Origin of the sequence: Cellulomonas gelida (genome assembly GCF_006538725.1) — a bacterium.
Taxonomy (GTDB): domain Bacteria; phylum Actinomycetota; class Actinomycetes; order Actinomycetales; family Cellulomonadaceae; genus Cellulomonas; species Cellulomonas gelida.
In genome coordinates, this window is record NZ_BJLQ01000019.1 from 13,231 (window position 1) to 32,463 (window position 19,233).

The following is a 19,233-nucleotide window of genomic DNA, read 5'->3' on the forward strand; positions in this document are numbered from 1 at the left end:
CCGGGAGCGCATGCGTGGCGAGTTGTCCCCGGCACGCGCGCCGGGGAGCATCGGCGTGTGAGCCCGCTGCCCCGCACCCGCTCGATCGACAGCCCCGACGACCCCGCGCCGTGGGCGGACGCCGACGCCGCGCCCCGCGCGCCGCTCGACGGCGACACGACCGCCGACGTCGTCGTGGTCGGCGCGGGCCTGACGGGGCTGTGGAGCGCGTACTACCTGCTCGAGGCCGACCCGTCGCTCGACGTCGTGCTCGTCGAGTCCGGGGTCACGGGCCAGGACGAGCGCGGGCTCGGCGGGTGTTCGGCGCGAGTGGGTCTCGACGGCGACGCGCTCGCCCGCAGGTGGGGCGCGCCCGCGGCGGTCGAGGCGCGCGCGATCCTGCGCGACGCGGTCGTGGAGGTCGGGGGCGTCGCCGCGGTCGAGCAGGTGGACTGCGGGTTCGCCTTCGGCGGCGAGGTGCTCGTCGCGGCCGACGACGTGGCGCTCGCACGTCTCGAGCGGGAGGCCGCCGCGGCCGTGCGCTGGGGCGACGAGACCCACGTGCTCGACGCGACCGGTCTGCGCGCGCACGTGCAGATCGACGACGCGCTCGGCGGCACCTGGTCCCCCGAGGCCGCGCGCGTCGACCCGGGCCGGCTCGCGCGCGGGCTGCTCGACGTCCTCGTGGCGCACGGCGCGCGCGTCGTCGACCGCACGCCGGTCGCACGCGTGAGCGCCGCCGCCGCCGTGACAGCGCACGGCACGGTCCGGGCCGCCACCGTGATCGACACACGTCCGACGGCGCCGCCCGCACGGGGCGGCGCGACGATCGCGACCGCACCGCTGCCCGCCGAGGTCTGGGCGGCGATCGGCCTGCCACGCGCCGAGCTGGTCGCGCACAGCGACGGTCTACGCCTCGTGCGCACCGCGTCCGACCGGCTCGTCGCCGGCCGCGCCCGGGCCACCGGGCGCCGCGCGGCGCGCGTGCTCGGCGCGCTGCTAACCCCGCTCGGCTCCTCGCGGACGCTGCACGAGGCGCTCGTCGACCTCCTGCCCGTGCTCACCGACGTGCCCGTCACGCACGCCTGGCTGCGGCCGCTCGCCGCCCCGGGCTCCCTGCCGTCGATCGGGCTGGTCGACGACCGTGTCTGGGCGCGCAGCGGCGGCACCGGCCCGGCTGCGGCGAACGTCGCGGGTCGGACCGTGGCCGAGCTCGTCACCGGCACGCCGTCGGCGCTGACGTCGGCGCCCTGGGTCCAGCACGGCTGACCCGCCTCGGTCCACGCCCGGCGGGTGCGACTACGTGCGCGCGAGCAGCTCGTCGGCGCGGGCGCGGGCCCACAGCTCGGCCGCCAGCACGCCGTCGAGCGTGAGCGAGCCCGCGGGCGTGCCGTCGTGCTCGTCGACGACCCGCTCGACGGTCGTGACGATGTCGAGGAAGCCGATGCGGCCCGCGAGGAACGCCGTGACGCACTGCTCGTTGGCCGCGTTGTACACCGCCGGGTGCGTCGCGGACGCCGCGACTGCCCTCCGCGCCAGCCGGACCGCGCCGAACGTCTCCTCGTCGAGAGGCTCGAACGTCCAGGCCGTCGGGCTGGTCCAGTCGCACGCGGCGGCCACGTCGTCGAGCCGGTCGGGCCAGGACAGGCCGAGCGCGATCGGGAGCCGCATGTCGGGCGGCGACGCCTGCGCGATGGTCGAGCCGTCGACGAACTGGACCATCGAGTGCACGACCGACTGCGGGTGCACGACGACGTCGATCCGGTCCGCGGGGACGCCGAACAGCAGGTGGGCCTCGATGAGCTCGAGTCCCTTGTTCATCAGCGTGGCGGAGTTCACCGTGACCACGGGTCCCATCGCCCACGTGGGGTGCGCGAGAGCCTGTTGCGGGGTCACCGTCTTCACGTCGTCGGTCGCCCAGCCGCGGAACGGCCCGCCCGACGCCGTCAGCACGAGCCGCGCGACCTCACGCGACGCGCCCGACCGCAGCGCCTGCGCGATCGCCGAGTGCTCGGAGTCGACGGGCACGATCTGGTCGGGACGGACCGCGGCCTCGTGCACGAGGGCACCGCCGACGACGAGGGACTCCTTGTTCGCGAGGGCGAGCGTGCTGCCGACCCGCAGCGCCGCGAGCGTCGGCCGCAGGCCGACCGACCCGGTGATGCCGTTCAGCACGACGTCGGCGCCGAACCCCGCGAGCTCGGTCGTGGCGTCCGGACCGGCGAGCACCTCGACGGCACCGGCGCCGGCCGCGTCGAGCGCTGCACGGACCGCGTGCACCGCTCTCTCGTCGGCCACCGCGACCGTCCGCGCGCCGGACGCGACCGCCTGGGTCGCGAGCAGCACCGGGTCGCCCCCGCCGGCGGCCAGGCCGACGACCTCGAACGCCTCCGGGTGCCGCGCCAGCACGTCGAGCGCCTGCGTGCCGATCGACCCCGTGGAGCCGAGCAGGACCACGCGCCGGGGGCCGTCGCCCGTCGTCGTCATCGAGGTGGTCACTCGACGCCGAGCAGCACCTCGACGGCGCGCGCGAGGAAGGCGTCCACCGCGGGCTCGCCGTATGCGCTGCGGCCCTTGCGACGTCGGAACGTGGCCGAACGGATCTCGCCCGACGTGAGGGGCGCACCCTTGTCGAAGTAGGCGACGAGGCGGTGGCACAGCGCGTCGACGTCCGCGGGCTCGTAGCCCTGCTCGCGGCCCTCGGGCGGCGCGAAGCGATCCCCGTCAGGCCGACCGAGGCGCCCGTACAACGTGCGCGCCTGCTCGCCGAGCTGCGCCATCCACCCCTGCTGACCGTGCTGCGCGACGTACTCGGCCCGCGCCCGCGCCACGAACGCCGACTCCAGGCGGTCGAGCGCCGCGTCGACGGCCGCCGTCGCGTACCCGCCACGGACGACCTCGAACCCGACCCGCCGCACGTCCTTGGCCGCGAGAGCGGCCGCCGGACCCTTCTCGTAGAGCGAGCGTGCGTGCTCGAAGAACTCGTCCACCTCGGCCGGGTCGTAGCCCGAACGCAGACCGGACACCGTTCGGAACATCCCGTCGCTCACTCGTCCTCCTCCGCGGCGAGCTGGCCGCACGCACCGTCGATGTCGCTGCCGCGGGTGTCCCGGATCGTCGTCGGGATCCCGTGCGCACGCAAGCGTGCCACGAACTCCTGCTCGACCCGGGGATCGCTCGCCGTCCACTTGGAGTTGGGCACCGGGTTGAGCGGGATCGGGTTGCAGTGCACCCAGCCCTTGCCGCGCGCGTTGAGCTTCTCGCCCAGCAGGTCCGCTCGCCACGCGTGGTCGTTGATGTCCTTGATCAGGGCGTACTCGATCGACACGCGGCGACCGGTGACCTCGAAGTAGTGGTGCGCGGCGTCGAGCGCCTCGTCGACGTCCCAGCGCGTGTTGACGGGCACGAGCTCGCTGCGCAGCTCGTCGTCCGGGGCGTGCAGCGACAGCGCGAGCGTCACCGGGATGCCCTCGTCGGCAAGCTTGCGCATCGCCGGGACCATGCCGACCGTCGAGACCGTGACGTTGCGCGCGGACAGGCCGAGACCGTCGGGGGCGACGAGCGTGCGGACCGTGGCCATGATCGCCTTGTAGTTCGCGAGCGGCTCGCCCATCCCCATGAAGACGACGTTCGACAGGCGCGTCGGACCGCCCGGGACCTCACCGGCCTGGAGCGCACGCGCCGCCTCGCGCACCTGCTCGACGATCTCCGCGGTCGACAGGTTGCGCGTGAGGCCCATCTGGCCCGTGGCGCAGAACGCGCACGCGAGACCGCAGCCGGCCTGGCTCGAGATGCACAGCGTCGTGCGGTTCGAGTAGCGCATCAGCACCGACTCGACCTTGGCGTTGTCGAAGAGGTGCCACAGCGTCTTGACGGTCGTGCCGCCGTCCGCGGTCTGCGTGCGGACGTTCGTCAGCAGGCGGGGGAACAGCGCCTCGACGAGCTTGTCGCGGCTCGCCGCCGGCAGGTCGGTCATCGCCGCGGGATCCGCCGTCAGGTGCGTGAAGTAGTGCGTCGCGAGCTGCTTGGCCCGGAACGGCTTCTCCCCCAGCTCCGTGACCGCTGCGACTCGCTCGTCGGGGGTCAGGTCGACGAAGTGCCGCGGCGGCTTGCCGCGCGGACCGCGCACGGGAGAGGACAGGTCCAGTCGGACGGGGGTGGCAGGCACGAGAGCTCCTTGGGGGCGTGCTCAGAACGCGAGAGGCGCGGGCTGGAGCAGCGCGAGGATGAGATAGACGGCAGGCGCCGTGAGCAGCAGCGAGTCGAGCCGGTCGAGGACACCGCCGTGGCCCGGGACGAGCCGGCCCATGTCCTTGAGCTCGAGGTCGCGCTTGAGCATGGACTCCGCGAGGTCGCCGAGCGTCGCGCTGACGACGGTCGCGAGCCCGAGGAAGACACCCACGAGCGGCTCGCCGTCGAACGCCACCTGGACGCTCACGACTCCCACGACGCACGCGAGCACGACGGACCCGGCCAGGCCCTCCCACGACTTCTTGGGGCTGACCGACGGCGCGAGCGGGTGGCGCCCGAGCAGCACGCCGACCGCGAAGCCACCCGTGTCGCTCGCGACGACGAGCAGCACGAACACCATCACGCGCGCCGGGCCGTCCGGCTCGGCGAGCATGAGCATCACGAAGCCCGCGAGGAACGGCAGATAGGCGGCCGCGAACGCACCGCCGACGATGTCGCGCAGCGCGCGGTCACCGCTCCCGTCGAGCACGCGCCACACCATGACGCCGCCGACCGTGAGCATGAACGAGACGAAGAGCGCTTCAGCCCCGGCCGTGTAGGCCGAGACCAGGATGCCGACCGCCCCGACGAGGAGCGGCAGCAGGGGAAGGTGGATCGAGCGGCGCGTGAACGCCTGCGCCAGCTCCCAGAGGCCGGCGCACACCGCCAGGACCGCCAGGACGACGAACGCCTCCTTGCGGATGAACAGCGCCGCGACCACGGCCGCGAGCAGGCCGAGGCCGACCGTGATCGCGACCGGGAGGTCGCGTCCCGGTCGCGTCTTGCTGGGGGCAGCGAGCTGAGTCATCAGACCTCGAGGAGCTCTGCCTCTTTGGCCACGAGGAGGTGGTCGATCTGGTCGACGTGCTTCTTCGTGAGCGACTCGAGCTCCTTCTCCGCGCGGGCGACCTCGTCCTCGCCGGCCTCACCGTCCTTGACGATGCGGTCGAGCTCCTCCTTGGCGCGGCGACGGATCGAGCGCACCGCGATGCGGGCGTCCTCGGCCTTGTGCTTCGCGAGCTTGACGAAGTCCCGGCGTCGCTCCTCCGTGAGGGCGGGCAGCACGACGCGGATGACGTTGCCGTCGTTCGTCGGGTTCACGCCCAGGTCCGAGTCGCGCAGCGCCTTCTCCACCGCCGTGGTCGACGACTTGTCGAACGGCGAGACCAGGATCGTGCGCGCCTCGGTGACGTTGAACGACGCCAGCTGCTGCAGCGGCGTCGGGGCGCCGTAGTAGTCGACGAAGATCTTGGAGAACATCGCGGCGTTGGCGCGGCCGGTACGGATGGTGCCGAAGTCGTCCTTGGCGACCTCGATCGCCTTGTCCATCTTCTCCTCGGCTTCGAAGAGCGTCTCGTCGATCACCGGTGCTCCTTGCTCTGCGTGTCGTGGGCGGCGTCCGGGTGTCGAACTGCCTGGTGGTGCGTGGTCGGGCTCGCGTCCGTCGGGCGGAGCTGCGAGGCTGCGGCGTCCTGGTGGCGCTCGCGCCCCGGCACTGCTCGGACCGGCTCAGCTCGCGGTGACGATCGTGCCGATCTTCTCACCCTGCAGGACGCGCGTGACGTTTCCCGCGCCCTCGAGTCCGAAGACCTGCATCGGGACGTCGTTGTCGCGGGCCAGCGACAACGCCGTCTGGTCCATGACGCCGAGGTCGCCGACGATCGCGTCGGTGTAGGTGAGCCGGTCGAGGCGACGCGCGTCCGGGTCGCGGCGCGGGTCCGCGCTGTACACGCCGTCCACGCCGTTCTTGCCCATCAGCACCTCCTGGCAGTGGGTCTCCAGGGCGCGCTGCACGCAGACGGTGTCGGTCGAGAAGTACGGCATGCCGGCCCCTGCGCCGAAGATGACGACGCGGCCCTTCTCCAGGTGCCGGATCGCCCGCAGCGGGATGTACGGCTCGGCGACCTGACCCATCGTGATGGCGGTCTGCACGCGGGTGCTGACACCGGCCTGCTCGAGCAGGTCCTGCAGCGCGAGGCAGTTCATGACGGTGCCCAGCATGCCCATGTAGTCCGCGCGTGCGCGGTCCATGCCGCTGTCCGCGAGCTCGGCGCCGCGGAAGAAGTTGCCGCCGCCGACGACGATCGCGACCTCGACCCCGCTGCGCACCGCCACCGCGATCTCCTCGGCGACCCGACGGATCACGTCGACCGCGAGGCCGACGGCGCCACCGCCGAACGCCTCGCCGGAGAGCTTGAGCAGGACCCGCCGAGCGGGGACCACGCGGGTCGGATCGGTCGTGGGGTCCGGGCTCACTACGCCTCCTGGGCGGTCGGCAACGTCCTGCGTACGCCGGTGGCCCCGGCCATGGGCCGGGGCCACCGTACGGGTGGTGGGATCAGGCTCCCACGCGGAAGCGCACGAACGCCGACAGCGTGCCGCCGGCCTCCGTGAGCACCTGGCCGACCGACTTCTTCGGGTCCTTGGCGAACGGCTGGTCGAGCAGCACGTTCTCCTTGAAGAACCCGTTCAGACGGCCCTCGACGATCTTCGGGAGCGCACCCTCGGGCTTGCCCTCGTTGCGCGCCGTCTCCTCGGCGATCTTCCGCTCGCTCTCGACGGTGTCCGCGGGGACCTCGTCGCGCGAGAGGAACTGCGGCGAGTAGGCCGCGATGTGCGTCGCGATGTCGCGCGCCACCGAGGCACCCGCCGCGTCCGTCGCCACGAGCACGCCGACCTGCGGGGGCAGGTCCTTGCTGACCTTGTGCAGGTAGACCTCGACGTGCTCGCCGGCCACGCGGGCCAGACGACGCACGACGATGCGCTCGCCGAGCGTGGCCGCGGTCTCGTCGACGATGTTCTGGACGGTCGTGCCCTCGAACTCGGCCGACGTCAGCGCGTCCGCGTCACGGGCGCCCGTGGCGACCGCAGCGGCCAGCACGCGCTCCGCGAGCGAGATGAACGGCTGGCTCTTCGCCACGAAGTCCGTCTCGGAGTTGACCTCGACCAGCACGCCGGTCTGACCCTCGCCGTCGGCCGTGGGGCCGACGTGCGCGGCGACCAGGCCGTCCGAGGCGGAGCGACCCTCACGCTTGCCGACGCCCTTGAGGCCCTTGACGCGGATGATCTCGAGCGCCTTCTCGGCGTCGCCCTCCGCCTCCTCGAGCGCCTTCTTGACGTCGAGCATGCCGGCGCCGGTCTTCTCGCGCAGGTCCTTGATGTCCTGGAGCGAGTAGTTCGCCATCAGTGGTGTCCGTTCTTGTCGATGGAGCTGTCTGCGGACGTGCGGTGAGCTCAGGCCTCGTCGGCCGGCGCGTCGACCGCGGGGGCCTCGGCGGCGGGCGCCTCGTCGGCGACCGGAGCCTCGTCGGCGGCCGGGGCCTCGACGACGACCGGCGCCTCAGCGGCGGGGGCCTCGGCGGCGACCGGCGCGGCCTCGGCCAGACCGGCCTCGGCACCGGCCAGGAGCTCGCGCTCCCACTCGGCGAGCGGCTCGGCCTCGGCGTCCGCGCCGCCCTCGGCGGAGGTCTTGCCGGAGTGGCGCTTGAGCGTGCCGTCGGCCACGGCGTCCGCGATCACGCGGGTGAGCAGCTGCACGGCGCGGATGGCGTCGTCGTTGCCCGGGATCGGGTAGTCCACGACGTCGGGGTCGCAGTTCGTGTCGAGGATCGCGACGACCGGGATGCCCAGCTTGCGCGCCTCGTCGACCGCGAGGTGCTCCTTGTTCGTGTCGACGATCCACACGGCCGAGGGGACCTTGGCCATGTCACGGATGCCGCCGAGCGTCTTCGCGAGCTTGTCCTTCTCGCGACGCAGGACGAGCAGCTCCTTCTTCGTCAGGCCCGAGGCCGCGACGTCGTCGAAGTCGATCTGCTCGAGCTCCTTGAGGCGCTGGAGCCGCTTGTGGATGGTCGAGAAGTTGGTGAGCATGCCACCGAGCCAACGCTGGTTGACGTAGGGCATGCCGACGCGCGCGGCCTGCTCGGCGACGGGCTCCTGCGCCTGCTTCTTGGTGCCGACGAACAGGATCGTCCCGCCGTGGGCGACCGTCTGGGAGACGAAGTCGTACGCGCGGTCGATGTAGGTCAGCGACTGCTGCAGATCGACGATGTAGATGCCGTTGCGCTCGGTGAAGATGAAGCGCTTCATCTTGGGGTTCCAGCGGCGAGTCTGGTGCCCGAAGTGGACACCGCTCTCGAGCAGCTGGCGCATGGTCACGACGGCCATGGCACTTCCTTCCGTGGCGAGCCGCAGCGAGCGGCCCGCACGTCGAGCGAGAGCGGCACGTGGTGCGCTCCCGCGATGCGGTTTGTCGGCGCCGGCGGATGCCGGTGCCCCTGGCGCCACGACGGCCCGCACCGTGAGTCCCGGTCACCCGGCGCTCACGGACCTGTACGGGCACGCCCCCGAGGTCGGACCTCAGGAATGATGGCGCGCGAAGTCGACCGGCTCTCACCGGTCGCGCCAGAAGTCTAGCCCACCCTCGCCGTGGTCGTGGACGAGGCGCCGCCTGCTCCGGTCGCGTGCTCCCGTCGCCTCTCAGAACACGTCGCGCGACGACCCGCCCCCAGCCCTCGTCGGTCCGGCACGCGTCCACAGGTGCGCAGGTTCGCGGCACGGCGTGCGGCGCCGCCCGGGCACGCTCGACGGATGCCGCCGACGTCCACCCGACCACCAGCCCCGCGCAGCCGTTCGTCCTCCCGCCGCGCGCTCCCTGGTCGACCGCTCCTGCACCGCGCACTCCCGGGTCGACCGCTCCCGGGTCGACCGCTCCTGGGCCGCCTGCTGCTGACGTTCCTGCTGCTCGCACCGGCCGCGTGCGCACCGGCGCCCGCCCGGGCGGCCCCGGCAGAGGCCACCGCGGACGCGGGACCGGCACGCGCGGCGGAGGCGGCGCGCTACGTGCTGCCCGCCCCGGGCACCCACGTCGTGCGGGCGTTCGAGCCGCCCCCGCAGCCGTGGTCGGCCGGGCACCGCGGGGTCGACCTCGCCGTCGTGCCGGGCGGGCCGGTGGTCGCCCCGCAGGCGGGGGTCGTCGCGTTCGCGGGCGACGTCGCGGGGCGAGGTGTCGTGACGGTGCGGCACGACGACGGGCTCACGTCGAGCCTCGAACCCGTGCGACCGTCCGTCGCGGTCGGGACGCGCGTCGCCCGGGGCGCGGGCGTCGGGGTGGTGGACGCGGCGGGGCACTGCGCGCCGGTCACCTGCCTGCACTGGGGCGTGCGGACGGCGCCGACGCGGTACGTCGACCCGCTCTCGCTCGTCGGACCAGCCGGGCCGGTCGTGCTGCTGCCGGGGTGACCCCCGCGCTGCGGCCGCTGCCGGCGACGGTCAGTAGCGCTCGGCCTCCGTCAGCCGCGTGCGCAGCCGCGTCATCGCCGCCGTGTGCATCTGCGAGATGCGCGACTCGGTCACCCCGAGCACCCGACCGATCTCCGCGAGCGTCATGCCCTCGTAGTAGTAGAGGACGACGACGATCCGCTCACGCTCGCCGAGCTGCTCGATGGCACGCGACAGCAGGTGCGCCGTCTCCGCGTCCGCGAGCGTGCCGGCCGGGTCCATGATGCGGTCGTCGCAGAGCGTGTCGCCCAGCGACACCCCGCCTGCCCGGTCCTCGCCGCCCAGGAGCTCGTCGAGCGCCGCGAGGTTCGAGGTGGACAGCTGTGAGCACACCGCACGCAGGTCCGAGACGGGCACGCCGAGGTGCGCCGCGAGCTCCGCCTCGTTCGGTGCGCGGTGCAGCGTCGCCTCGAGCTCGGCGAACGCACGGTCGAGCGAGCGGGCCTTGGTCCGCACCGAGCGCGGCACCCAGTCCATCGCGCGGAGCTCGTCGATGATCGCGCCGCGGATGCGCGACGACGCGTACGACTCGAACTTCACCGAGCGGTCGAGCTGGTACTTCTCGATCGCGTCGATGAGGCCGAACATGCCGTAGGAGACCAGGTCGGCCTGCTCGACCGTCGCGGGCAGGCGCATGCCGACCCGGCCGGCGACGGCCGTGACGAGCGACGCGTAGTGCAGGATCAGGGCGTCGCGGTGAACGCGCTCCCCCGTCGCCTTGTACGCCACCCACAGCTCGGTGACCTCGGGCGCAGGCTGCGCACCGCGCTGGCTCGGGACCTCAGGGAGCACGACGACCGCGGCGAGCTCGATCTCGGGCTCGTCGTCGAGCGCGACACCGGGGACGACGTCGTCCACCTCGGCGACGAGCAGACCACGCTGCTGCGGGATCGTGCCGGCCGGGGCGGCGTTGCCCTGGCCGACCGCGCGCAGCGCGGGCGTGGTGTCCACGTGGATGCTCATGGTCGTCCGTCCTCAGGCTCTCGGGTGAGCCTGCGCGTAGGCCGAGCGAAGCCGCTCGGCGGATACGTGGGTGTAGCGCTGGGTGGTCGTGAGGCTGGCGTGGCCGAGGATCTCCTGCACGCTGCGCAGGTCCGATCCGCCTTCCAGCAGGTGGGTCGCCGCGGAGTGGCGCATCCCGTGGGGCGCGAGGTCGACGCCGGTCGCAGCGGTCGCACGGTGCACGACGGTGCGCACCTGACGCTGGTCGATCCGGTGACCGCGGGCTCCGACGAACAACGCGTCGTCGGAGGCGGCGAGCGTGGAGCGCACGCGCAGCCACGCGTCGAGCGCACGTGCAGCGGGAACGCCAAACGGCACGACGCGCTGCTTGTCGCCCTTGCCCGTGACACGCAAGGTCCGCTGCGCGAGGTCCACGTCCACGACGTCCGCGCCGCACAGCTCTCCGACCCGCACCCCCGTCCCGTAGAGGACCTCGAGGATCGCCCAGTCACGCACGGTCAACGGGGACGCGGGGTCGGCCTGCCCAGCGAGCGCGTCGAGCGCGCGGCGCGCGGCGTCCTGCGAGAGGACGACCGGCAGGGTCGCGCCGGCGCGGGCGGTGGCCAGACGCAGCGACGGGTCGGTCGCGATCAGCCCGGTACGCGCGGCCCAGGAGAAGAACGCCCGCGCACTCGCGCCGCGACGTGCGAGGGTCGCCCGGCTGCTCTCGTGCGCGGCCATGGCACCGAGCCACGAGCGCAGCATCGCGAGATCGACGTCCGCGAGGTCGTGAGCACCGTGCCGTGCCGCGTGGCGCAGCAGCGCGTCGATGTCCCCCAGATAGGCCCGTACGGTATGGGGCGACAGGCCGCGCACGTGGGTCAGATGGGCCGAGTAGTCCGCGAGCAGGCGCGCGCGAGCCGGCGCCTGTGCGGTGATCTCGGCCACGTCCATGCGGATACCGTGACGGTTTTCGACGCGCCGAACAAGTCTCACATTCACCTGTCCGGCCTAACGGTGGGCGTTTGTCAGGCGATTGTCCGAATTGAGTCGGACATTTCTCTCGGATCGCCGCGCATTTCACCCGCAGCAGTTGCTCAGGTCACACCCTCCGCGCGCCATCCGGACCCCTCATGCCGCGCGAGACCGGCCAGCTCGAGCGATCCGAGGGCCTCGATCGCCTCCGCCGTGGTGACCCCCGCCACCCGTGCCACCTCGGCCGTGGGGCGCGCCGTGCGCGTTCCCAGAGCGTCGTGGACGCGTCGGCCCAGAGCGTCCACACCGTCCAGGCCCCGCGCCGCCACGCGAGGCTCGGGTGCGAGGTCGGCGCCGAGCGCGCCGGCCAGCTCCACGACCTCCGCCGCATCCGTCACGCACGTCGCGACGCCCTCCCGCAGCAGCCGGTGACAGCCCGCCGACGCCATCGACGTCACGGGTCCCGGCACCGCACCCACGGGCCGGTTCAGGCGCGCCGCGTGGTTCGCGGTGCTCAGCGCGCCCGAGCGCCAGGCCGCCTCGACGACGACGGTTGCGGCCCCGAGTGCGGCGATCAGTCGGTTGCGCTGCAGGAACCGGCTGCGCGTGGGCAGGCTGCCCGGCGGCACCTCGCCCACGACTGCTCCCCCGCTCGCGACCGCCTCCTCGATCAGCCTGACGTTGCCCGCCGGGTACGCGCGGTCCACGCCCCCGGCGACCACGACGAGCGTGCGCCCGCCGCTCGCCAGCGCACCGCGGTGCGCAGCAGCGTCGACGCCGTACGCGCCACCGGACACCACGACGAACCCGGCGTCGACCAGCCCCGCGGCCAGGTCGATCGCGACGCGTTCGCCGTAGGCCGTCGCGGCGCGTGCCCCGACGAGCGCTGCCGTCCGGGCACGCCCGGTGCTCGGCCAGCGAGCGGCGGCCGGATCCCCGCGCACCCACAGGCACGCGGGTGCCGCGGCGCCGAGGTCGTCGAGCCCGGCGGGCCACTCGCGATCACCGGGGACCAGGACCCGCACGTGGGACACCCCGTTCGGCGGCGGACGGTGCACCGACCAGCCCTCGGCGGCCAGGCGCGTCATCCGAGGCGCCCAGCGCTCCACGGCCCGCACGAGACGTGCCGGCGCGTCGCCCGTGGGCGCAGCCCGCGCGGGGACGTCGACGAGTCCCGCTGCGGAGTCGACGACCCACTGCCACGCCTGCACGGCGCCGAGCTGGGCGAGCAGGGCGCCCGCCACGACGTCGCCCGGCTCGGCGAGCGCGCTCCAGGCCGCGCGCGCCCACCGCTCCTGCTCGTCGACGACGGGCGTCCCGCCCGCCTCGTGGTGCACGCTCATGCCCCACGGCCCCGGGTCCGCAGCGCCAGGGCCCGGCCCACGTCCGAGCGCCCGGGCGCGGTACGGCCCGCGAGATCGGCCAGCGTCCACGCGACGCGGAGCACACGGTCCGCACCGCGTCGGCTCAACGTGCCGCGGTCGACCGCGCGGTCGAGGTCCGCCACGAGCGCGCGGTCCGGCCCGAGCCGCTCGCGCAGCCAGGCGCCCGGCACCTGGGCGCACGTGCGCCACGGCAGTCCCGCGAAGCGCTCCGCCTGCGCGGCGCGGGCGGCTGCGACGCGCCGGGCGACCTGGTCGCTCGAGTCGCCCGTCCGGTCGGTCGCGCGCGACGGCTGGAGCTCGACCTGCAGGTCCACACGATCGAGCAGGGGCCCGGAGAGCTTGCCCAGGTAGCGGCGTCGCTGCTCGGGCCGGCACGTGCAGTCCAGACCCTTGCCGACCGCCATGCCGCACGGGCAGGGGTTGGCCGCCAGCACGAGCTGGAACTGCGCGGGGTAGCGCGCGGTCCCCGCGGCCCGGTGCAGCACGAGCTCACCGTGCTCGAGCGGTTGCCGCAGGGTCTGCAGCACCGCGGTCGTGAACTCGGGTGCCTCGTCGAGGAACAGCACCCCGCGGTGCGCGCGCGACGCCGCCCCGGGCCGCGGCACGCCGGACCCGCCGCCGATGACGCTCGCGGGCGTCGCGGTGTGGTGCGGGTCCTCGTAGGGCGGACGGCGGAGCAGACCGCCGCCCGGGTCGAACGTGCCCGCCACGGAGTGGATCGCCGTCACCTCGACCGCCTCGTCCTCGACGAGGTCGGGCAGGATGCCCGGTAGCCGTGCGGCGAGCATCGTCTTGCCCGTCCCGGGCGGGCCCACCATGAGCAGGTGGTGGCTGCCCGCGGCCGCCACCTCGAGGCACAGCCGCGCCTCGTCCTGACCGACGACGTCGGACAGGTCCGGGTCGAAGGCCGAGACGCGCGCCGCGACCGGCTCCGCGGGTGCGGCGGGCACGTCAGGCACCTCGACCGGCGCGCCGTGCGCCGCGAGCACGGCGGCGAGCGTGCGTGCACCCCGGACCCTCGCACCGGGAACGAGGCTCGCCTCGGCGACGCTCGCCTCGGGCACGACGACGTCCGGGTGCCCGGCGGCGACGGCCGCCGCGACTGCCGGCAGGATGCCGCGCACGGGGCGCAGGCGACCGTCGAGCCCGAGCTCGCCCAGGTGCACGACACCGCGCACCCGCGGCAGGTCGACGACCCCGGCACCGGCGAGCGTCGCCACGGCGATCGCGAGGTCGAACCCCGAGCCCGACTTGGGCAGGGTCGCGGGCGACAGGTTGACGGTGACGCGCCGGTTCGGCCACGTCAGCCCGCACGAGGCGACAGCCGCGCGGACGCGGTCGCGCGACTCCGCGAGCGACGCGTCGGGGAGCCCGACGAGCGTGAACGCCGGGAGCGCCGCGGCCAGGTGCGCCTCGACCTCGACCACGTGCCCGACCATCCCGACCAGGGCGACCGACAGCGTCGCACCGAGCGCCACGTCAGCACACCCCCTGCAGGTGCTCGACCTGCGCCGCTCCGGACCGCGGCAGCAGGATCGCGATCACGTCGACCCGCACCGACGCCGCTCGCACGTCGTGCTCCGTGAGCCACTGCGCGGCCAGGCGCCGGATGCGCGCGAGCTTGCGCCACGTCACTGCCTCGGCCGGCGTCCCGTACGCCGTCGACCGTCGCGTCTTGACCTCGACGACGACGAGCACGTCGCCGTCCATGCCGACGAGGTCGAGCTCGCCCAGCCGGCACCGCCAGTTGCGGTCCAGCACCCGCCATCCGCGTGCCTCGACGTGAGCCGCAGCCACGTCCTCCCCGTACCGCCCGACGGCGTCCTTCGCGCGCACCCGCACCACCTCCGGCCACAGGGTGCCGTCGGGCGGCAGGTCGCGACGCGCGCCCGCCCCGGACCTGTGGAGGCGACGCCGCGAACCCGGGCTGGGGTCGGCTCGCGGAAGGGCCGACTGCGGCCCGACAGGGAACTCGCCTCCGGCCAGGCGACCGTGGTGCCACGCCCAGGAGGCGCCGCATGGTCGCTCAGCGAGCTGCGTGGTCAGCCCGGCGGGCGGTCAGCGGGGGAAGCCGGGCCCGCCGCCGAGGTCGAGCTCAGGCTTGGCGAGCTCCTCGACGTTGACGTCCTTGAACGTGACGACCCGCACGGACTTCACGAAGCGCGCGGACCGGTAGACGTCCCACACCCACGCGTCGGCGAGGGTCAGCTCGAAGTAGACCTCCCCAGCCGCGGACCGGACCTGCAGGTCGACGTGGTTCGCGAGGTAGAAGCGTCGCTCGGTCTCCACGACGTACGAGAACAGGTTCACGACGTCCCGGTACTCGCGGTAGAGCGCGAGCTCCATGTCGGTCTCGTAGTTCTCCAGGTCCTCGGCACTCACGCGTCCATCATCCCCCACGCCGGCGACGAACCGGTCACCTGCCGCGCCGAGCCTGCTGCGGGCTCGGTGCCCGGCAGCCGCCACGAGCGGCGGTGCAGCACGCACGGCCCGAGCTCGCGCAGCGCACCGATGTGCTCCGGGCTCGCGTAGCCCTTGTTCTCGTCCCACCGGTAGTGCGGGTGGTCCGCCGCGAGCGTCACCATGAGAGCGTCCCGCTCGCACTTGGCGAGCACGCTCGCCGCGGCGACGCTCGCGCACGAGCGGTCCGCCTTGACCTTGAGCAGCACGCGCGGCGTCACCAGGCCCGACGCCGTCTCGTCGTCGTGCCCCTCGTCGGTGAACAGGTCACCCTGAGCGGGGGGCGTGAGCCAGTCGTGCGAGCCGTCGAGCACGACGACGTCCACGGGCCCAGCGACCTCGGCCGCGGCGAGCAGCGCGCGCGTACCCGCGAGTCGCAGCGCGGCGATGATGCCGATCTCGTCGATCTCCGCCGCGCTCGCATGGCCCACCGCTCGCGTGACGCCCCAGCGGTGCAGGCGCGGCAGCAGCGCCACGCGCGCCGCGGGGGTCAGGAGCTTGGAGTCGGCCACGCCCTGCGGCGCCGACCGGGTCTGCAGGTCGACGACGACCACACCGACGCTCACCGGCCCGGCGAGCGAGCCGCGACCCACCTCGTCCATCCCCGCGACCAGCCGAGCACCGTCGCGCAGCAGCGCCCGCTCGATGCGCAGGTGCGGGCCCGGGCGCGTGGTGCGGCGCGACCCGGCAGGCACGACCGGCGTCGACGGTGCTGCGTCGGTCGCGCGAGCGGGTTCGTCCAGGAGGGTCATGACGCGTCGGGGACGTCCTCGAACGTCGCACCCGGGTTGTGCAGGACGGTCGCGCGATCGAGCGGCCACACGAGCACGAACGCCTTGCCGACCACGTTGCCGATCGGGATCGAGCCGCCGCCCGGGTCACCCCGGTGCAGCCGCGAGTCCGACGACGACTGCCGGTTGTCGCCCATGACCCACAGGCTGTTCGGCGGGACGGTGATGTCGAAGTCCATCTGGCTCGGGATCGCCCCGGCGGCCAGGTACGGCTCGTCGAGCGCGACGCCGTTGACGGTGACCGGCTCGCCCGGGCCCGCGCACGCGACGCGGTCGCCCGGCAGGCCGATCACGCGCTTCACGAGGTGCTCCCCCGCGTCCTGCGGGTACAGGCCGACGAACGTGAAGACGTCGTTCATCGCGCCGCGCCAGCCGGTGGCCTCGACCGGCTTCTGGCCCTCGAGCCAGCCGCCCGGGTCCTTGAAGACGACGATGTCGCCGCGCTCGAGGTCGAACGGTCCGGGCGTGAGCTTGCTGACCATGATCCGGTCGTCCTCGACGAGCGTGTCGTGCATCGACGAGCTCGGGATGAAGAAGGCCTGGACCAGGAACGTCTTGATGAGCCACGACAGCACCAGCGCGCTCACGAGGATGATCGCCGTCTCGCGCAGGATCGACCCGCCGGCGCTGCGTCGCGCCGGTCGTCCCCGCTCGGCCAGCCGGCGCTGCGCTCGCGTGGTCGACGAGGCCTCGGCACCCGCCTCGGTGCCGCCCGTGACGCCGTCGCCGCGCCCGCCCTCGGTGCTGGGTTCCCCGAGCTGGGGATCGGCCGGCCACGCGCCGGCGCTGGTCTCGTGCATGCTGTCCCGCTCCGTCTCGAAGTGCGGGGGCGATCCCCCTGCCTCGGCGCGCCACGGCCCGCCGCTCGCGCTCGCCGACGCCCCGTTCGCGCCCGCGGGCGCGGGCTCGTCGTCGGCTCGCGAGTTCACCGGGTCACTCTCCCACGCTCGGCTGTGCCCGGCGCCCACAGACCGGTACCTGAACGCCGGCACCAGAACGCCGACACCCGAACGCCGGCACCTGAGCACCCGAGGATCGTGCGAGCCCGCCCGCTCGGCCGGGCTGCCTTGCCCGGGTACGCCGCAGGGCGGCCACCCGAGAGTGACCGCCCTGCGTGCGAGTGCGGGAGAGCTCAGCCCTGAGCGGCCGTGTTCTCGCGCTTCTCCTTGATCTTGGCCTTCTTGCCGCGCAGACCGCGCAGGTAGTAGAGCTTGGCGCGACGGACGTCACCGCGGGTGACGACCTCGACCGACTCCAGCGACGGGGTGTGCACGGGGAACGTGCGCTCGACGCCGACCTGGAAGCTGATCTTGCGGACCGTGAAGGTCTCACGCACGCCGGCGCCCTGGCGGGCGATCACGACGCCCTGGAACGCCTGGATACGGGAGCGGTTGCCCTCCACGACCTTGACGTTGACCTTGACGGTGTCACCGGGGCGGAAATCGGGGATGTCGGTCCGCAACGAGGCGGCGTCGACCTGGTCCAGCGTCTGCATGGTGTTCTCCTCGTCCTGCCGACGGGTCAGGAACGCGAGTCGAGGACGGCACGGCGAGTCACGCGCGAGCACGTCCTGGTGGTCTGGTTCGTGGTGCGTCCGGACCGTGACCCGAGGGCCCGACCGGCGATCGTCGGCAGTCTCCCCCGTGGCAGAGACGCGACGCGCGCGCACCAGCCGACAAGTCTGCCACACCGGGCGTCACGGTCGGTAATCGTCGCCGTCCTGCGCGGCCGGCCGGCCGGCCGCGGCGTCCGTCGCCGGCCCGTCCGAGCTGCTCGCGCTCTCGGCGAGCACGTCCCGGTCGCGCGCGTCGAGCACGCCCGGGTCGAGCGCCGACAGCATGTCCGGACGACGAGCGGCGGTCCGCCGCAGCGCCTCGTCGCGCCGCCACCGCGCGATCCGCGCGTGGTGACCCGACAGCAGGACGTCGGGCACGTCCAGCCCGCGCCAGGACGGCGGCTTGGTGAACACCGGGTACTCGAGCAGCCCGGCCTCGCCGTGCGACTCCTCGACGAGCGACTCCGGGTTGCCCACGACCCCCGGCAGGAGCCGGGCCACCGCCTCCACGACGACGAGCGCCGCGACCTCGCCGCCGTTCAGCACGTAGTCGCCGAGCGACAGCTCGCTGACGCGCACGCCCGCGGCGCGGTAGTGCTCCGCGACGCGCGCGTCGATCCCCTCGTACCGGCCGCACGCGATGACCAGATGGGTCTCGTGGGCGAGCGCGTGGGCAGTCGGCTGGGCGAAGACCTCGCCGGACGGGGTGGGGAGCAGGAGGTGCGCGTCCGGCGTGAGCACGTCATCGAGGGCCGCGCCCCACACGTCGGGTCGCATGACCATGCCCGCGCCGCCCCCGAACGGCGTGTCGTCGACCGTGCGGTGCCGGTCGGTCGTCCACTCGCGCAGGTCGTGCACCCGCAGGTCGAGGATCCCGGCCTCGTGCGCCTTGCCCACGAGCGAGAGCCGGAGCGGCGCCAGGTAGTCCGGGAAGATCGTCAGGACGTCGATGCGCACGGCTCAGACGCCCTCGTCGTCGGCGCGGTCGTCGCTCTCGCCGGCCGGGCCCGACGTCTCGTCGGACACGACGAGGTTCGCGGCGTCCGACGCGAGGAGCCCGCCCGGCGGGTCCAGCACGACGCGACCGCCCGCGACGTCGACGACCGGCACGATCGCCCGGACGAACGGCACCAGGGTCCGCGCGCCGTCCGGCTCGCGCAGCACCAGGACGTCGTGCGCCGGGAGGTGCTCGAGCCCGACGACCTCGCCGAGCAGCCGACCGTCGACGTGCTCGGCTCGCAGCCCTGCGAGCTCGTGGGGGTACCACGCGTCGTCGTCGTCGGACGTGTCCTCCTCGGCCAGCAGGGCGACCCCGCGCAGGCCCTCGGCCTCGGTGCGGTCCCGGACCTCGGCGAACGTCACGTACCACCGGCCCTGCTGGATCCGCGTCGAGGTGACGGTCAGCGAGCCGAGGCCCGCCCGGTCGGTCGCGAGCACCGACCCGGTCGCGAGGCGCTCGTCGGGGGCGTCGGTGCGCAGGTCCAGCCCGACCTCACCGCGCAGGCCGTGGGCGCGGCCGATGCGCGCCACCGTGAGCAGCATGGGAGTCCTCCTCGATTCGTCCGGGTTCGTTCGCGGGTGTGCCGTCGAGCACGACGAAGGCCCGGCCCCAGAGTAGGGGCCGGGCCTCACGCAT

At 73.9% G+C, this 19,233-nt stretch carries 21 protein-coding genes; 2 read left to right on the forward strand and 19 right to left on the reverse strand.

Annotated elements, in window-relative coordinates; genetic code table 11:
* Positions 1–57 precede the first annotated feature (57 nt).
* On the forward strand, positions 58–1,248 hold the full coding sequence (locus tag CGE01nite_RS09850; protein WP_141370622.1) for an NAD(P)/FAD-dependent oxidoreductase: 1,191 nt from the start codon (positions 58–60) through the stop codon (positions 1,246–1,248).
* A gap of 30 nt (positions 1,249–1,278) precedes the next feature.
* Here CGE01nite_RS09850 and dxr read toward each other — a convergent pair whose 3' ends face one another.
* The 8 genes from dxr to rpsB all read right to left on the reverse strand — a co-directional run bounded on the left by dxr (position 1,279) and on the right by rpsB (position 8,376).
* The gene (gene dxr, locus CGE01nite_RS09855; protein ID WP_141370624.1) at positions 1,279–2,466 is read right to left on the reverse strand and encodes a 1-deoxy-D-xylulose-5-phosphate reductoisomerase; all 1,188 of its coding nucleotides are present in this window, start codon (positions 2,464–2,466) and stop codon (positions 1,279–1,281) included.
* Between the two features lie 8 nt (positions 2,467–2,474).
* On the reverse strand, positions 2,475–3,029 hold the full coding sequence (locus CGE01nite_RS09860; RefSeq protein ID WP_048342306.1) for a DivIVA domain-containing protein: 555 nt from the start codon (positions 3,027–3,029) through the stop codon (positions 2,475–2,477).
* Positions 3,026–4,147: a dual-specificity RNA methyltransferase RlmN gene (rlmN, locus tag CGE01nite_RS09865; RefSeq protein ID WP_048342307.1), complete on the reverse strand. Its 1,122-nt coding sequence runs from the start codon at positions 4,145–4,147 to the stop codon at positions 3,026–3,028. Before rlmN ends, CGE01nite_RS09860 begins: the two co-directional genes overlap by 4 nt.
* 21 nt (positions 4,148–4,168) lie before the next feature.
* On the reverse strand, positions 4,169–5,017 hold the full coding sequence (locus tag CGE01nite_RS09870) for a phosphatidate cytidylyltransferase (RefSeq protein WP_048342308.1): 849 nt from the start codon (positions 5,015–5,017) through the stop codon (positions 4,169–4,171).
* Positions 5,017–5,574 (reverse strand): ribosome recycling factor, encoded by a 558-nt coding sequence (frr, locus tag CGE01nite_RS09875; protein ID WP_048342309.1) that lies wholly within the window; start codon positions 5,572–5,574, stop codon positions 5,017–5,019. Before frr ends, CGE01nite_RS09870 begins: the two co-directional genes overlap by 1 nt.
* Before the next feature lie 144 nt (positions 5,575–5,718).
* Positions 5,719–6,465, reverse strand: coding sequence for a UMP kinase (gene pyrH / locus CGE01nite_RS09880; protein ID WP_048342310.1), 747 nt, complete (start codon positions 6,463–6,465; stop codon positions 5,719–5,721).
* 82 nt (positions 6,466–6,547) lie between these two features.
* A complete protein-coding gene (gene tsf / locus CGE01nite_RS09885; protein ID WP_048342311.1) occupies positions 6,548–7,393 on the reverse strand; it encodes a translation elongation factor Ts in 846 nt (281 codons plus the stop codon).
* Positions 7,394–7,443: 50 nt separating this feature from the next.
* Positions 7,444–8,376 (reverse strand): 30S ribosomal protein S2, encoded by a 933-nt coding sequence (rpsB, locus tag CGE01nite_RS09890; RefSeq protein WP_141370626.1) that lies wholly within the window; start codon positions 8,374–8,376, stop codon positions 7,444–7,446.
* A gap of 423 nt (positions 8,377–8,799) precedes the next feature.
* On the opposite strand from rpsB, the gene CGE01nite_RS09895 reads away from it, so the two are divergent.
* A complete protein-coding gene (locus tag CGE01nite_RS09895) occupies positions 8,800–9,450 on the forward strand; it encodes a murein hydrolase activator EnvC family protein (RefSeq protein ID WP_082156193.1) in 651 nt (216 codons plus the stop codon).
* 30 nt (positions 9,451–9,480) lie between these two features.
* Here CGE01nite_RS09895 and CGE01nite_RS09900 read toward each other — a convergent pair whose 3' ends face one another.
* The 11 genes from CGE01nite_RS09900 to rimM form a co-directional block, all read right to left on the reverse strand.
* A complete protein-coding gene (locus CGE01nite_RS09900; protein WP_174773433.1) occupies positions 9,481–10,452 on the reverse strand; it encodes a FliA/WhiG family RNA polymerase sigma factor in 972 nt (323 codons plus the stop codon).
* A gap of 12 nt (positions 10,453–10,464) precedes the next feature.
* Positions 10,465–11,385 carry a tyrosine recombinase XerC gene (locus CGE01nite_RS09905; RefSeq protein WP_141370628.1) on the reverse strand — a complete coding sequence of 307 codons (921 nt, stop codon included), beginning with the start codon at positions 11,383–11,385 and terminating at the stop codon, positions 10,465–10,467.
* Positions 11,386–11,528: 143 nt separating this feature from the next.
* Entirely contained in the window at positions 11,529–12,749 is a 1,221-nt protein-coding gene (gene dprA / locus CGE01nite_RS09910; protein ID WP_141370629.1) for a DNA-processing protein DprA, read from the reverse strand.
* Positions 12,746–14,269: a YifB family Mg chelatase-like AAA ATPase gene (locus tag CGE01nite_RS09915; RefSeq protein WP_141370631.1), complete on the reverse strand. Its 1,524-nt coding sequence runs from the start codon at positions 14,267–14,269 to the stop codon at positions 12,746–12,748. Before CGE01nite_RS09915 ends, dprA begins: the two co-directional genes overlap by 4 nt.
* A gap of 1 nt (position 14,270) precedes the next feature.
* Entirely contained in the window at positions 14,271–14,627 is a 357-nt protein-coding gene (locus CGE01nite_RS09920; RefSeq protein WP_048341286.1) for a YraN family protein, read from the reverse strand.
* Between the two features lie 222 nt (positions 14,628–14,849).
* Complete coding sequence (locus CGE01nite_RS09925; RefSeq protein WP_048341273.1) at positions 14,850–15,173, reverse strand: DUF2469 domain-containing protein; 324 nt, start codon at positions 15,171–15,173, stop codon at positions 14,850–14,852.
* Positions 15,170–16,003 carry a ribonuclease HII gene (rnhB, locus tag CGE01nite_RS09930; RefSeq protein WP_141370633.1) on the reverse strand — a complete coding sequence of 278 codons (834 nt, stop codon included), beginning with the start codon at positions 16,001–16,003 and terminating at the stop codon, positions 15,170–15,172. Before rnhB ends, CGE01nite_RS09925 begins: the two co-directional genes overlap by 4 nt.
* Positions 16,000–16,971 carry a signal peptidase I gene (gene lepB, locus CGE01nite_RS09935; RefSeq protein WP_229747444.1) on the reverse strand — a complete coding sequence of 324 codons (972 nt, stop codon included), beginning with the start codon at positions 16,969–16,971 and terminating at the stop codon, positions 16,000–16,002. The genes rnhB and lepB overlap by 4 nt, the downstream gene beginning before the upstream one ends.
* 203 nt (positions 16,972–17,174) lie before the next feature.
* Entirely contained in the window at positions 17,175–17,537 is a 363-nt protein-coding gene (gene rplS, locus CGE01nite_RS09940) for a 50S ribosomal protein L19 (protein WP_048341289.1), read from the reverse strand.
* Between the two features lie 201 nt (positions 17,538–17,738).
* Positions 17,739–18,554, reverse strand: coding sequence for a tRNA (guanosine(37)-N1)-methyltransferase TrmD (gene trmD, locus CGE01nite_RS09945; RefSeq protein WP_141370635.1), 816 nt, complete (start codon positions 18,552–18,554; stop codon positions 17,739–17,741).
* 3 nt (positions 18,555–18,557) lie between these two features.
* Positions 18,558–19,139 carry a ribosome maturation factor RimM gene (gene rimM, locus CGE01nite_RS09950; RefSeq protein WP_048341274.1) on the reverse strand — a complete coding sequence of 194 codons (582 nt, stop codon included), beginning with the start codon at positions 19,137–19,139 and terminating at the stop codon, positions 18,558–18,560.
* Between the last annotated feature and the right edge of the window lie 94 nt (positions 19,140–19,233).